At 35.5% G+C, this 13,805-nt stretch carries 9 protein-coding genes; all 9 read left to right on the forward strand.

Going from position 1 to position 13,805, the window contains the following annotated elements; all coding sequences use genetic code 11:
- Positions 1 to 15 precede the first annotated feature (15 nt).
- The 9 genes from AB6B24_RS08355 to AB6B24_RS08395 all read left to right on the forward strand — a co-directional run bounded on the left by AB6B24_RS08355 (position 16) and on the right by AB6B24_RS08395 (position 13,773).
- Entirely contained in the window at positions 16 to 2,703 is a 2,688-nt protein-coding gene (locus AB6B24_RS08355) for an alpha-mannosidase (RefSeq protein WP_058203004.1), read from the forward strand.
- Complete coding sequence (locus AB6B24_RS08360) at positions 2,700 to 3,632, forward strand: sugar ABC transporter permease (RefSeq protein WP_003130089.1); 933 nt, start codon at positions 2,700 to 2,702, stop codon at positions 3,630 to 3,632. Before AB6B24_RS08355 ends, AB6B24_RS08360 begins: the two co-directional genes overlap by 4 nt.
- 55 nt (positions 3,633 to 3,687) lie before the next feature.
- The gene (locus AB6B24_RS08365; RefSeq protein ID WP_003130090.1) at positions 3,688 to 4,608 is read left to right on the forward strand and encodes a carbohydrate ABC transporter permease; all 921 of its coding nucleotides are present in this window, start codon (positions 3,688 to 3,690) and stop codon (positions 4,606 to 4,608) included.
- Between the two features lie 102 nt (positions 4,609 to 4,710).
- Positions 4,711 to 6,162 carry an ABC transporter substrate-binding protein gene (locus AB6B24_RS08370; RefSeq protein ID WP_311803210.1) on the forward strand — a complete coding sequence of 484 codons (1,452 nt, stop codon included), beginning with the start codon at positions 4,711 to 4,713 and terminating at the stop codon, positions 6,160 to 6,162.
- Positions 6,163 to 6,239: 77 nt separating this feature from the next.
- On the forward strand, positions 6,240 to 7,217 hold the full coding sequence (locus tag AB6B24_RS08375; protein WP_311803212.1) for a family 20 glycosylhydrolase: 978 nt from the start codon (positions 6,240 to 6,242) through the stop codon (positions 7,215 to 7,217).
- On the forward strand, positions 7,207 to 8,799 hold the full coding sequence (locus AB6B24_RS08380; RefSeq protein ID WP_311803214.1) for an alpha-glucosidase: 1,593 nt from the start codon (positions 7,207 to 7,209) through the stop codon (positions 8,797 to 8,799). The genes AB6B24_RS08375 and AB6B24_RS08380 overlap by 11 nt, the downstream gene beginning before the upstream one ends.
- Positions 8,800 to 8,820: 21 nt before the next feature.
- The gene (locus AB6B24_RS08385) at positions 8,821 to 11,592 is read left to right on the forward strand and encodes a discoidin domain-containing protein (RefSeq protein ID WP_369164468.1); all 2,772 of its coding nucleotides are present in this window, start codon (positions 8,821 to 8,823) and stop codon (positions 11,590 to 11,592) included.
- A gap of 114 nt (positions 11,593 to 11,706) precedes the next feature.
- Positions 11,707 to 12,315 carry a YesL family protein gene (locus AB6B24_RS08390; protein ID WP_012898106.1) on the forward strand — a complete coding sequence of 203 codons (609 nt, stop codon included), beginning with the start codon at positions 11,707 to 11,709 and terminating at the stop codon, positions 12,313 to 12,315.
- 30 nt (positions 12,316 to 12,345) lie between these two features.
- Positions 12,346 to 13,773 carry a glycoside hydrolase family 1 protein gene (locus AB6B24_RS08395; protein WP_311803218.1) on the forward strand — a complete coding sequence of 476 codons (1,428 nt, stop codon included), beginning with the start codon at positions 12,346 to 12,348 and terminating at the stop codon, positions 13,771 to 13,773.
- The last annotated feature ends 32 nt before the right edge of the window (positions 13,774 to 13,805 follow it).

Here is a 13,805-nt window from a genome sequence, read left to right on the forward strand (position 1 = left end):
GAAAGATAGAGCTTTATGAAAAAGAAAACGGTACATATCATCTCTCACAGTCATTGGGATCGAGAATGGTATATGGCTTATGAAGAACATCATATGCGTTTAGTCAATTTAGTGGATGATTTACTTGATTTATTCAAGGAAGATCCTGAGTTTGATAGCTTTCATTTGGATGGACAAACGATTATTTTAGATGACTATTTGCAAGTACGTCCCGAGCGTCGTGAGGAAGTACAAGCAGCAATTTCAGCTGGAAAATTGAAAATTGGTCCATTTTATATCTTACAAGATGATTTCCTCATTAGTTCTGAATCAAACGTTCGTAATATGCTTGTTGGGCGTAAAGAATCGGAGCGTTGGGGGGCTCCAGTTGAGTTGGGGTATTTCCCTGATACTTTTGGGAATATGGGCCAAACGCCACAAATGATGAAAGCGGCAGGACTTAGCGCTGCAGCTTTTGGTCGAGGAGTGAAGCCAATCGGGTTTGATAATCAAGTTTTGGAACAATCAGAGGAAGCCTATAGTTCACAATTTTCAGAAATGTGGTGGGAAGGTCCTGATGGGACAAAAATTCTTGGAATTCTATTTGCCAATTGGTATTCAAATGGAAATGAAATTCCTGCTGAAAAAGCAGCAGCACTTGACTTTTGGAATCAAAAATTAGCAGATGTTGAAAAATTTGCTTCGACATCACATCTCTTAATGATGAATGGCGTGGATCATCAACCAGTTCAGAAAGATTTGAGCAAAGCGATTCGCTTGGCAAATGAACTTTTCCCAGATTATGAGTTTGTTCATTCTAATTGGCCAACTTATTTAGAAGCTGTAAGGTCAGATTTGCCTGAAAACTTATCTACGGTAACAGGGGAACTAACCTCACAGGAAACTGATGGCTGGTACACTTTAGCAAATACGGCTTCGAGTCGAGTTTATCTCAAACAATGGAATACAAAAGTTGAGCGTCAGTTAGAAAATGTTACAGAACCTCTCGCCAGTTTAGCTTATCGGGTGACAGGAGAGTATCCGCACGACAAATTGACTTATGCTTGGAAAACTTTGATGCAAAATCATCCACATGATAGTATCTGTGGTTGCTCTGTTGACGAAGTTCATCGTGAAATGATGACACGTTTTGAAAAAGCGAATGAAGTAGGAAAATATCTTGCTGATGATGCATTATTTGAACTCGCTAAAGTGATTGACTTTGAAGGCCAACATCCTTTTGTCGTTTTTAATACAGCTGGACATTCTAAAACAGGTGAGGCTGAAGTTGAAGTAGTTCTTGAGCGTAAATTATTTAAAGAAGGAATTCCTGAAAAGCTTTATGATGAACTTAAGGCACAGCCCAAGGCAACTTATAAAGTAATCAATCGTGAAGGTCAAGAAGTCCCAGCTGAAATCAGTGAAGAAGAAGTCTTATTTGATTATGATTTACCGAAAGATCGTTTCCGAGTTCCTTACATGAAACGATTTGTGAAAGTGAAATTATTTTTAAATGAAATGAGTGCTTTTTCTTGGGAAAGTTTTGATTTGGTACTTACTGACGATGCTGACAGTTCTGTCAATAATAATGAAAGTATGATTTCTGGTCAAACTATTGAAAATGAAAGTTTGAAACTGACAGTTAATCATAATGGAACATTGAGTATTTTTGATAAGTCGCTCAATAAAGTTTTTAAAGATTTGCTTGTCTTTGAAGACACTGGTGATATTGGAAATGAATATATCTATTTCCAACCTAAAAATACCAAACCAATTCTTTCTACGGACAGTCCTGTTGAGTTTTCAATTATTACTGACAGAGCAGAAATTGCGGAAGTTCAGCTTAAACAAGTGCTGATGATTCCTGAATCTGCTGACGAATTATTGGATGAGGAACAAAAAAAGGTTTTGGAATTCCGTTATCGTAATGCTGGTCGTTCTGATAAACTTTTGCCTTTAGAGGTAACAAGCAAAATCACTGTACGTAAAAATTCAAAAAAAGTTGATTTTGAAACAAGCATTGATAACCAAATGAAAGATCACAGACTTCGTGTACTATTCCCAGCGGGATTAACAAGCGAAAATCACGAAGCTGACAGTATTTATGAAGTAGTGACAAGACCTAATGTTATGCCTGAAACTTGGGAAAATCCAACAAATCCACAGCATCAGCAAGCTTTCGTTAATCTTCATAATGAAGAATATGGTTTAACTGTTGGTAATTTTGGCTTAAATGAATACGAAATTACTGACAGTGCAAATATTGCATTAACTTTACTTAGAGGAGTTGGCGAACTTGGTGATTGGGGTTACTTCCCAACACCAGAGGCTCAAACTTTAGGACGTCATACTTTTAACTATAGTTTAGAATTTCATGGACCGGCTTACGAACGTTATGAAACTTATCAACATGCTTATGTTGCACAAGTTCCATTTTCAACGGTAGAACTGACAAATCCGTCAGCAGAAAAAACTTTACCGTCAGCTGGGAAAATATTAGAAATTGATACTGATAAATTTGCTATCACGGCATTGAAACGTCGCGAATCAGATAATGGTCTAGTTTTACGAGGCTACAATATGTCTGGTCAGTCATTAAGTTTAGCGCTCGAAGAAGAAGCGAAATTACTTAATTTACTCGAAGATGAAATTGAAGCAGACTCACAAACACAAATTGCAGCTCACGAAATCCGGACTTTGTTGATTAAGGAGAAAAATCAATGAAAAAATTTTTTCGGAATATTTGGCGCTATAAAGCACTGATAATTATGGCTCTGCCAGGTGCAATTTGGATGATATTCTTCTTTTATATTCCAGTATTTGCAAATGTGGTGGCTTTTAAAGATTTTCATATTGACCCAGATGGATTTTTGGCCAGTTTGACCAATAGTCCTTGGGTAGGATTTAAAAACTTTGAATTCCTCTTTTCTTCCGGTGCTGCTTTTGATATCACAAGAAATACGGTTCTTTATAATGTTGGGTTTATTACACTGAACTTGATTATTTCTATTGCGTTTGCAATTATCATGAGTGAATTAAGAAATAAAAAGTTGGTAAAAGTGTATCAAACAATGTCACTTCTTCCTTATTTCCTTTCATGGGTCGTTATTTCTTACTTTGTTTATGCCTTCTTGGCACCAGGAAACAAAGGGATTTTCAACCAAATGATTATGCATAATGGTGGAATGCCAGTCAATTGGTATCAAGAACCAAAATATTGGGTCTTCATCATCCTCTTCATTGGTGTTTGGAAGGGAATTGGTTATAATTCGATTATTTACTTTGCAACAGTAATGGGAATTAACCCAACCTACTATGAAGCAGCAATGGTTGATGGAGCAACAAAATGGCAACAGATTAAAAATATTACCATTCCTCAAGTTGTTCCACTGATGACGATTTTGACAATCTTAGCCGTTGGAAATATTTTCCGTGCTGACTTTGGTCTTTTCTATAATGTTCCACGACAATCAGGTGCTTTGACACCAGTAACGCAAGTCCTTGATACCTATATCTATAATGGATTGGCTAACACTGGTGACTTAGGAATGGCAACGGCAGCAGCGCTTTATCAATCGGTAGTAGGATTTATTCTTCTAATGATTACAAACTTCTTTGCCCGTAGACTTGATAGTGATTCAGCATTATTCTAAGAAAGGAGGAAGCTAGTAGGTCAAGCCTTTTATCAAACTTGAAAGCTAATAATATATGAAAAAGAAAAAAATAGCCTCATTATCTGTTCGAGGATTTAATCGTCCAGTTAACTTTGTTTTTAATATCGTCATTGCACTTTTTGCAATCTCTTGTGTCTTACCTTTCCTCTTTGTCTTAGCCATTTCGCTGACAAAAGAATCGGCTTTGCAACAATTCGGTTATAGCTTTTGGCCACGAGAATGGAGCTTTTATGCTTATACATTCTTATTTGACCAAATGAAAGATAAAATGTTGCAATCATTGTTTGTCACAGTACTTGTTACGGTTCTAGGGACTGCAATTAATTCTACAGCAACTTCACTTTATGCTTATGCGATTTCTAGAAATAACTTTCCTTTCCGTCGATTCTTCACTATCTTTTGTTTAATCACAATGTTATTCTCACCTGGGATGATTGCGAATTACTTGGTAATGACTAATCTTTTGCAATTGAAAGACACAATTTGGGCTTTGATTTTGCCAATGGCTGTCTCGCCATTTAACATCATTGTTATGAGAACTTTCTTTAAACGTTCAGTTCCAGATTCAATTATTGAATCTGCCCGAATTGACGGAGCAAGTGAACTTAGAATTTTCACTCAAATTGTTCTTCCTTTGGCGGTACCTGGGATTGCAACCATTTCCCTCTTTGCGGCCTTAGGATATTGGAATGACTGGTTTAATGCTCTTCTTTATATCTCAAATGATAAATTGATTCCATTGCAATATTTGCTGATGAAAGTTCAAAACAACTTACAATTCTTAACACAAAATGCAGGAGCAGGCTCACAGATTGCCGGAGGTTTAGCGGCTCTCCCTGGTGAATCAGCACGTATGGCAATTGTTATCATTTCAACTTTACCAATTGCAATTAGTTATCCATTCTTCCAACGTTATTTTGTCAAAGGTTTAACCATTGGTGGCGTTAAAGAATAATATGACTCTGCTTATTTAGCAGAGTAAATTTAGACGCTCAAAGAAAGCGCAAACATTAATAAAGTTAAAAAAATTGGGGAAACCCTAAAGGAGCATACTCTAATGAAAAATTATCAAAAAGTTGCACTCGGTACCGTATCAGTGCTTGCAGCCTTTACACTTGTGGCTTGTGGTTCATCTGCGAAGTCAAAAAGTAGTTCTGGTAAAACAACTTTACACATGTACCAGATTGGTGATAAGCCAGACAATTACAAAGAATTGATGGTTAACGCTAATAAAATTCTTGAGAAAAAAGCTGGTGTGAAATTGGACATTAGCTATATTGGTTGGGGAGATTACGCTCAAAAAATGAACGTCATCGTTTCATCTGGTGAAGCTTATGACATTGCTTTTGCCCAAGATTATGCAACAAATGCCGCTAAAGGTGCCTTTGCTGATTTAACTGATTTAGCCCCTAAATATGCCAAGACAGCCTATAATGAACTTAATCCTGCTTACATTGAGGGAAATAAAATCAATGGAAAACTTTATGGATATCCTGTAAATGGTAATATTTATGCTCAACAAGTGATTACTTTTAACAAACAATATTTGGATAAATATAATTTATCAATTGACGGCGTTGATTCATTTGCTTCTGCTGAAAAAGTGATTGAAGAATTCCATAAAAAAGATCCTAATGTTGCAGCTTTTGCCATTGGCCAAGGTTTCAAAACACCAGGTAATGTTGACTATGTCCTTGGAAATGGTTTGCCGTTTGCTGTAGATACAACAGGGGATGGTAAAAAAATCCAAAATGTTTATGACATTCCTGCCTATATTGATAATTTGAAGAAAATGCATGATTACTATACTAAAGGTTTAATTCCGGCCGATGCAGCTACTTCAAATACTGCATTTGACTTGAATTCAAATAACTGGTTCGCTCGTGTCGAAACACAAGGTCCTTACGATTACGGCGATACTATTTTGACTCAAGCAGCAGGACAAACACTTGTATCTAAAGCAGTAACTAATCCATTGATTACAACTGACCAAGCTCGTATGGCTAACTTCGTTGTTTCAAATACCTCTAAACATAAAGAAGAAGCGGTTAAAGCACTTGGAATCATCAATAGTGACGCTGAACTTTTAAATGGTTTAGTTTATGGTGTTGAAGGACAACAATGGGAAAAAACTGGTGATAAGAAAATTAAATTACTTCCTTCATACAGTGAAGGGGTAAAACATATGGCTGCTTGGAATACAGGAAATAATGCCATTCTTTATACAACTGATGCGGTTACCAATGAAATGATTACTAAACGTGACCAATCAATTAAAGACGCAAAAGTTTCACCATTGCTTGGCTTTACTTTTGACCAATCAAAAGTGAAATCTGAAATTTCAAACTTATCAAATGTCATGAGTCAATATTTGGATCAATTGAACACAGGATCTGTTGACCCAGTTCAAACTTTACCAAAACTCAAAGCTGAATTGAAAAAAGCAGGTTATGATAAAGTTCAAAAAGAAATGCAAAGTCAATATGATACTTATCTAAAAAATAAATAAGAGGTAAACAAATCCAAGATCTCCTTTCTAAATTCATTTTGAAACTAGTTTGGAGGTCTTATTTTATTGGAATTATTATGGAAAAAGGATTATTAGTTGATATTGGACGGAAATATTGGTCAATAGCAGAGTTAAAAAGATTAGTTCTTTTACTTCAAGAGCATAAGCTGACTCATTTACAACTTCATCTCAATGAAAATGAAGGATTTGCGCTAAATTTTACTGACAGCCCTGTCAGTAAAAAATATTCAGAAAATATGCTCAAAGAATTGAAAGAATTTGCAAAAACACACGAAATCACTTTGATTCCTGATTTTGATAGTCCAGGTCACATGGGCTCCTTATTAGAGAAAAATCCTGAATTTGCACTGCCTGACAGCAAGCAACAAGCGGTAGATGTTACTAATTTAGCAGCCATTGATTGGATTATGGGAATAATTGATAAGATAGTCGATATTTTCCCAGATTCAGATACTTTTCATATCGGGGCTGATGAATTTATTGATTTTCGGCAAATTGAAAAATATCTTTATTTAGTGGAGAAAACTCGGGAAAAATATGGAAATAAGGCAAGTGGTTTAGAGTTTTATTATGACTATGTTAATCAATTGACCGAGCATTTGCAGAAAAAAGGAAAACAAGTTCGTATTTGGAATGATGGATTTTTACGAAAAGACCTTCAGTCATTGGTTCCTTTGAATAAAAATGTGGAGATTTGTTATTGGACAAACTGGGACAAAGGGATGGCAGAAGTCAAAGAATGGTTAACTAAGGGTTATACCTTAATAAATTTTTGTGATAATGACCTTTATTATGTTTTAGGTGAAGAAGCAGGCTATTCTTATCCAACGGCTGAAAAACTGGAAAGGGAAGGAAAAATTCAAAAATTTTCTGGTCAGCAATATTTAAATCAAGAAGAGATGAAAGCTGTCAGAGGAACTTACTTTTCGATTTGGGCTGACAATGCTGCAGCTAAGGCTGTCAGTGAAATTTTAGACGATCTTAGCAAAATACTTCCGGAATTTATGAAAATTTATGGAGGAAATGATGAATAATTGGTGGAAAAAAGCAGTCATTTATCAAATTTATCCCCGGTCATTTAAGGATTCAAATGATGACGGAATTGGTGACATCAATGGAATAATAGAGAAATTAACTTATCTTGAAAAACTAGGAGTGGATGGTATTTGGCTATCTCCGATTTATCAATCCCCGATGGTTGATAATGGTTATGACATTAGTGATTACTATAAAATTGACCCACTTTTTGGCACAATGGCTGATTTTGAAGCGCTCATAGAAAAAGCAAAGCAACTTAATATTCGTGTCATTATGGACTTGGTTGTCAATCATACTTCTGACCAACATTTGTGGTTTAAAGAATCCAAAAAATCTAAAAATAATCCGAGAAGAGATTTTTATATTTGGCGCGATCAACCGATTGGAGAATTTAAAAATTGGACTTATGACTCAAGCACTCAACAATATTATTTTCATCTTTTTAGTCCACAGCAGCCTGACTTAAATTGGGAAAATGAAGAAGTGCGTAAGGAAATTCATAAGATGATGAATTTTTGGTTGGCTAAGGGAATTTCTGGTTTCAGGTTAGATGTCATTGATTTGATTGGAAAAAAACCAGATCAAGAAATCACGGTTAATGGTCCAAAACTGCATGATTACCTAAAAGAGATGAATTTAGCAACTTTTGGTAAAAAGGATTATCTCACTGTTGGTGAAGCTTGGTCAAGTTCACCAGAATTAGCAAAGTTATATAGTGGCCCTAATCGTCATGAACTTTCAATGATTTTTGGCTTCTGGCATCTATTGACATCAGCAGGAAACGGGGACAAATGGAAAAAACTCCCCTTAAATGTTCCAAAACTAAAAGAAGCAATGACCGCTTGGCAGAAATTGATGCCGAATGAAGCATGGAATTCTCTTTTTCTAGGCAATCATGATTTGCCACGCATTGTCTCTTTTTGGGGAGATGAGGGAACATACAGAGAAAAATCAGCCAAAGCTTTTGCAATTCTCTTTCATTTGATGCGTGGCACTCCTTTTATTTATCAAGGTGAAGAATTAGGAATGACCAATTTTCCTTTTGAAAATCTGTCAGCAATAAATGACGTAGAATCACATGAATATTTTACTGACAGAAAAAAAGGAGGACAGTCAGAAGAAGAAATTATCAAAGTTTTGCGAGAAATGAGTCGTGATAATGCTAGGACGCCAATGCAATGGTCCAGTGATGAGAAAGCAGGTTTTACAAAAGGGAAACCTTGGCTTTCTATCAATCCTAACACTAAGTCAATAAATGCTGACCAAGCTGTCAGTGATTCTAACTCTGTATTTTATACTTATCAAAAGTTAATCCAACTTCGTCACCAAGAAAATTGGCTGATAGAAGCAGATTTTGAATTACTTGAAAGTGCTGACGAAATCTTCGCATACTTGAGAAAAACGACAACAAGAACTTTTCTGGTGGTCGCCAATTTATCAAATTCAAGCCAACGTTTTGAAAGTTCTTTTGTCAAAAAAAATGAAATCATCAGTAATGACAGCTTTCCAGATTTACTGACAGACATAGAAATTCAACCTTGGCAAGCTTTTGCTTTAGAAATAAAAAATCTTGATTAATAAATTTTATTGGAGGATTTTATGAAAAAATCGAAAAAATTTTTTATTAGAATATGCCTTTCTACAGGAATTTTGGCATCTGCAACTTTACTGACAGCTTGTTTTGGAACTTCAGCAAAACATGTGAAAGCTAATTATAAAGTGACAGCAGAAGCAATTCCAGATTACCAAAGTAAGAATGCTCCCATTTCATCTTATTGGATGCCTGATAAATTTCTAGAATGGTCAGCGGAAAATGACAAAGATTTAGTTTACAATCAATCCCGAGTTCCACTTACCAAAAGAATTTCTCCTGATAAACTAAGTCCATCCAATCAAAATCAAAACAAAAAAACAAAAATTGTCGCCTTGTCGATGATGAACTCACAAACTTCTGGGAATCCTTCGCGAGGCACGACAAAATTTGAGAGCTATACTTTTGATTATTGGCAATATATTGACACGCTGGTTTATTGGGGTGGCTCATCTGGTGAAGGAATAATTGTAACTCCGTCAGCAGATGTTATTGATGAAGCACATAGCAATGGTGTTCCGGTACTTGGAACAATTTTCTTACCACCTAAAGAATACGGTGGAAAAGTAGATTGGGTCAAAACAATGCTCAAAAAAGATGAGCAAGGGCAATATCCATTTGCCAGTCAAATGGTTAAGGTTGCCAAGACTTATGGATTTGAAGGATGGTTTATCAATGAAGAAACCCAAGGGCTAAATGCTGACGATGCAGCTAACATGAAAGCCTTGATTCAACAGGTGAAAAAAGAAGATTCTAGTCTTCAAATCATGTGGTATGATGCCATGACTAAAGATGGAAAAGTGGATTGGCAAAATCAGTTAAATGACCAAAATGCGACATTTGTACAAGATAAAGCAGCAGACGCGATGTTTTTAAATTTCTGGTGGACTCAAAATAATTTGGCCGACCAAAAATTACTTGAAAAATCGAATCTCTATGCTAAAAATCACAATATTGACCCTTATAATATTTATGCCGGAATAGATGTGCAAGCGAAAGACGTCCAAACTCCAGTTAAATGGAACCTTTTAGAAAAAGGAAATCAAGCCACTCAAACATCAATTGGACTCTATGCAGCAAGCGCTACCTATACTAACGCAAGTAATTGGGATGATTTTCAAAATCGTGAATCAGCATTCTGGGTCAATCAAAAAGCAGACCCTCGTCAAGTTGATCACTCTGTTAATGAATCATGGACAGGACTTTCCAAATATGTTCTGGAAAAATCAGCAATAAGCGGTAATGAATTTAATACTAATTTTAATTTAGGAAATGGTTATAACTATTTTAAAGCTGGTCAAAAAATCTCAGAAATGGATTGGAATGACCGCAGTTTAGCAGGTATTTTACCATCTTACCGCTGGATTATTGACAACGAAGGAAAAAATAAAATAAGTCCAAGCTTCGACTTTGCAAATGCTTATAATGGTGGAAATTCACTGAAATTTATGGCTGAACATTTAGATGCAGGGAAAAGCTCAAACATCACATTGTTTGCTAGTGATTTGAAAATTGATAAGGGAGCAAAATTCTCTGTTAGTATGCGCTCAGACCAAGCGCTTAAAGTTTCTGCAATCTTAGAACTAGCAAATGGTCAAAAAGTTAGCATTGCAGGAGATAAAAGCCTGACTGAGGATTGGTCAGAAATAAGTTTTGATGTTAAGAAATTTGATGGTCAAATAATCAAAAAAATCGGTTTAAGCATAAAATCTGATCAAGCAATGGATTTTAAAGCCATTAATCTAGGAGAAATGACTTTGACCACTGGTCAAAAAGTCGCTCCAATCGCACTTTCGGATGCAAAAGTAACTGATGAAGCTTTTGAAGAAGAAGGAACAGTAGGCGGTTTTAGACTTTCTTGGAAATCAGATGCAACTAAAAATAATTTTTCTACTTATGAAATCTATCAGTTGAATGATGATGGAAGTAAAGAATTTTTAGGAGCAAGCAATATCAATGCCTTCTTTGTTAATGCCTTAAAACGCGGCAAAAATATCAATTCAACAAAATTTGAAATTGTCCCAATTAATAAGGCTGGAGAATCTGGACATTCAGTTACGACCTCTGTGAAATGGCCAGATAATTCATTAGCTAAAGCGGCATTTGTAGCAGATAAAACCCTAGTTACAATTGGTGAAAAAGTAACTTTAATGAATCAATCTAATCTAGCTTCCGTCAAATATAAATGGGAAATTGATGGTGCAAGTCCCGCAACTTCTACAGAAAAGAGCCCTCAAGTAAGTTTTGATAAAGCAGGGAGTTATTCCGTCAAATTAACGGCCATCAATGAAAAAGGACAAGAAGATTCAGTCACTCAAACTGAACTGATTACTGTAATTGATCAACCAGTAGAATTAACAAATTTTGCATTAAACCAATCCGTTCAAGTAGACAGTTTCACTAATGAATCTGAATCAGGACCAAAAGCAGTTGATGGAAAATTAAATACCAAATGGTGTGCCGTTGGTCCAGGTAAACACAATATTACAATTGACCTTGGAAAATCAGAAAAAATCAATCAAGTCCTGATTGACCATGCGCAAAAAGGAGGAGAATCACCCGACATGAATACTTCTGATTACACCATTGAGATTTCAAAGGATAATCAAAATTGGACAGAAGTTGTCAACGTTAAGAAAAATAAATTGGGGGAAACCAAAGATTCTTTCAAACAGACAGAAGCGCGGTACGTTAGAATCACAGCCACTAAACCAACACAAGGAGCAGATACCGCTGTTCGTTTATATGAAATACAAGTATTAGGACAAAAAAATAGCTGACAAAGAGCTGTAAAAGCTTGTCATAAAAGCAAAGAAAAGGCTATCATGAAAACCCTAACATTTCATTGGAAAAGTGTTATAATGAAGTAATAAAAGTTAGAAAGTTATAGAAAAATGATTGGAAAAGCACTAGAAGAATTCTTTATTCGAATTTGGGTCGTTGTTAAATTGACCTTGATATTTTGGCTCTTAGCGCTCACAGGGCTGTTTGTTTTAGGACTTGGTCCTGCCTTTAAAGTGGTAACAGAGTTGTATTTGGAACATGGTTTTGACTATAAGTCAATCTCAGTGAAACAGGCTTATCAAATTTTCAAGCGAGACTTTTTAAGAGCAAATATCATTTTTTGGCTCTATACGTCTTTGAGTCTTTTGCTCGCTTATAATTTATATCTTTCAGTACAAATCCAAGGTTTACTTTTCTTGGTGATTGATTTCATTCTATTCTTTGGTTTAACTTATCTTATGACCGCTTTTGAATATACAATGATTTTTGATAGTCAATTTGAAATTAGTTTTGGAAACTTATTAAAAATGAGCTTTATTTCAAATTTTATTAGTTTTAAAACCTATCTAAAACTTTTATTTGGGATTGTCCTTATCTTTGTTTTGACTTGGCAATTTAAAGGCATGATTCTCTTTGGTTTGATTGGCCTTTTACAAGTTTATTCTTTAAGTGTGACAAAAACTTGGCGTTTGAAAGTTGAAGAACAGTTAGCAGAGTAAAAAAAGAAGAGTTACTGAGAGGGGTGGAAAATGGAATTAAAATTCCAAGAAAATTTTTTGTGGGGAGCAGCAACGAGTGGTCCACAAACTGAAGGACGTTTTAAAAAGCAGCATGACAATGTTTTTGATTATGATTTTGACCATTATCAAGAACGTTTTTGGGGCGGAATTGGACCTGATACAGCCAGTAATTTTTTCAATGACTTTCGAGAAGATATAAAATTAATGAAGGCTGCTGGTCTAAAATCAATAAGGACAAGTATTCAATGGTCACGTTTGATAGATGATTTAGAAAAGAATACGGTAAATGAAAAAGCGGTTGATTTCTATAACGCTGTAATTAATGAATTTATAGCGCAAGGGATTCGTCCGATGATTAATTTAAATCATTTTGACCTACCAGTTGAACTTTTAAAAACATATGGAGGCTGGGAAAGTCGTCATGTTGTTGATTTATATGCAGGTTTTGCAGCAAAATGTTTTGCTGAATTCAGCGACCGAGTGAGTGATTGGTTTACTTTTAATGAGCCTATGGTTGTCGTTGAGTGTGCTTATCTATTAGGTTTCCATTACCCTGATATTGTTGATGGAAAAAAAGCTGTTCAAGTGGCTTATCATTTGCAACTTGCCTCATCTCTTGCGATTGAACAATACCGAAAAATTAATAAAAATCCTGAAGGACGAATTGGAATCATTTTAAATTTGACTCCGTCCTATCCAGCAACTGAAAAAATCGAAGATTTAAAAGCAGCAGAAATGGCAGACCTTTGGCAAAATCGCCTCTTTTTAGATGCATCAATAAAGGGAGAATTTCCAGAAAAATTAGTCAGTCTTTTACAAGAAGAAAATGTCTTGTGGCAGTCGGAAGCAGAAGATTTGAAACGAATTAAGGAAAATAAAGTGGACCTTTTGGGAGTTAATTACTACCATCCAAGTCGAGTGCAGGAACCTGAATATTCTAGTGATAGTTTGGCTCAAGATTGGCGTCCCGACAAATATTACGCATCATTCAATAAACGTGGGGTGCGGATGAATGCTGACAGAGGTTGGGAGATACATCCACAAACCATTTACGAAATTGCCAAGCGAATTCAAGAAGATTATGGAAATATTCCTTGGTTTATTTCTGAAAATGGGATGGGCGTAGAAAATGAAGAACGTTTCAAAAATGCTGATGGAGAAATCCAAGATGATTATCGAATCATTTTTACAACAGAACATCTTTTTTGGCTCCATAAAGCGATTCAAGAAGGCTCTAATTGTTTTGGTTATCATGTTTGGACACCAATTGATTGCTGGAGTTGGCGTAATTCATACAAAAATCGTTATGGTTTGATTAGTTTGAATATCCATACCCAAGTAAAAACTTTAAAAAAATCAGCTTATTGGTATAAAAATTTAACAGATTCATCACTTTTGCAAGTTCCGGATTCGATTTTAGAAAAATCCAATCAATGATTTCTGTTAAAACATAAGAAAATTTGGAGGAG

This window comes from Lactococcus sp. AK05 (genome assembly GCF_041026685.1).
Lineage (GTDB): Bacteria > Bacillota > Bacilli > Lactobacillales > Streptococcaceae > Lactococcus > Lactococcus lactis.

Excerpts from the sequence above, each read along its gene's own strand:
- AB6B24_RS08375 (WP_311803212.1), top strand. The coding sequence starts at position 6,240 with ATGGAAAAAGGATTATTAGTTGATATTGGACGGAAATATTGGTCAATA.
- AB6B24_RS08370 (WP_311803210.1), top strand. The coding sequence starts at position 4,711 with ATGAAAAATTATCAAAAAGTTGCACTCGGTACCGTATCAGTGCTTGCA.
- AB6B24_RS08360 (WP_003130089.1), top strand. The coding sequence starts at position 2,700 with ATGAAAAAATTTTTTCGGAATATTTGGCGCTATAAAGCACTGATAATT.
- AB6B24_RS08355 (WP_058203004.1), top strand. The coding sequence starts at position 16 with ATGAAAAAGAAAACGGTACATATCATCTCTCACAGTCATTGGGATCGA.
- AB6B24_RS08390 (WP_012898106.1), top strand. The coding sequence starts at position 11,707 with ATGATTGGAAAAGCACTAGAAGAATTCTTTATTCGAATTTGGGTCGTT.
- AB6B24_RS08395 (WP_311803218.1), top strand. The coding sequence starts at position 12,346 with ATGGAATTAAAATTCCAAGAAAATTTTTTGTGGGGAGCAGCAACGAGT.
- AB6B24_RS08380 (WP_311803214.1), top strand. The coding sequence starts at position 7,207 with ATGATGAATAATTGGTGGAAAAAAGCAGTCATTTATCAAATTTATCCC.
- AB6B24_RS08385 (WP_369164468.1), top strand. The coding sequence starts at position 8,821 with ATGAAAAAATCGAAAAAATTTTTTATTAGAATATGCCTTTCTACAGGA.
- AB6B24_RS08365 (WP_003130090.1), top strand. The coding sequence starts at position 3,688 with ATGAAAAAGAAAAAAATAGCCTCATTATCTGTTCGAGGATTTAATCGT.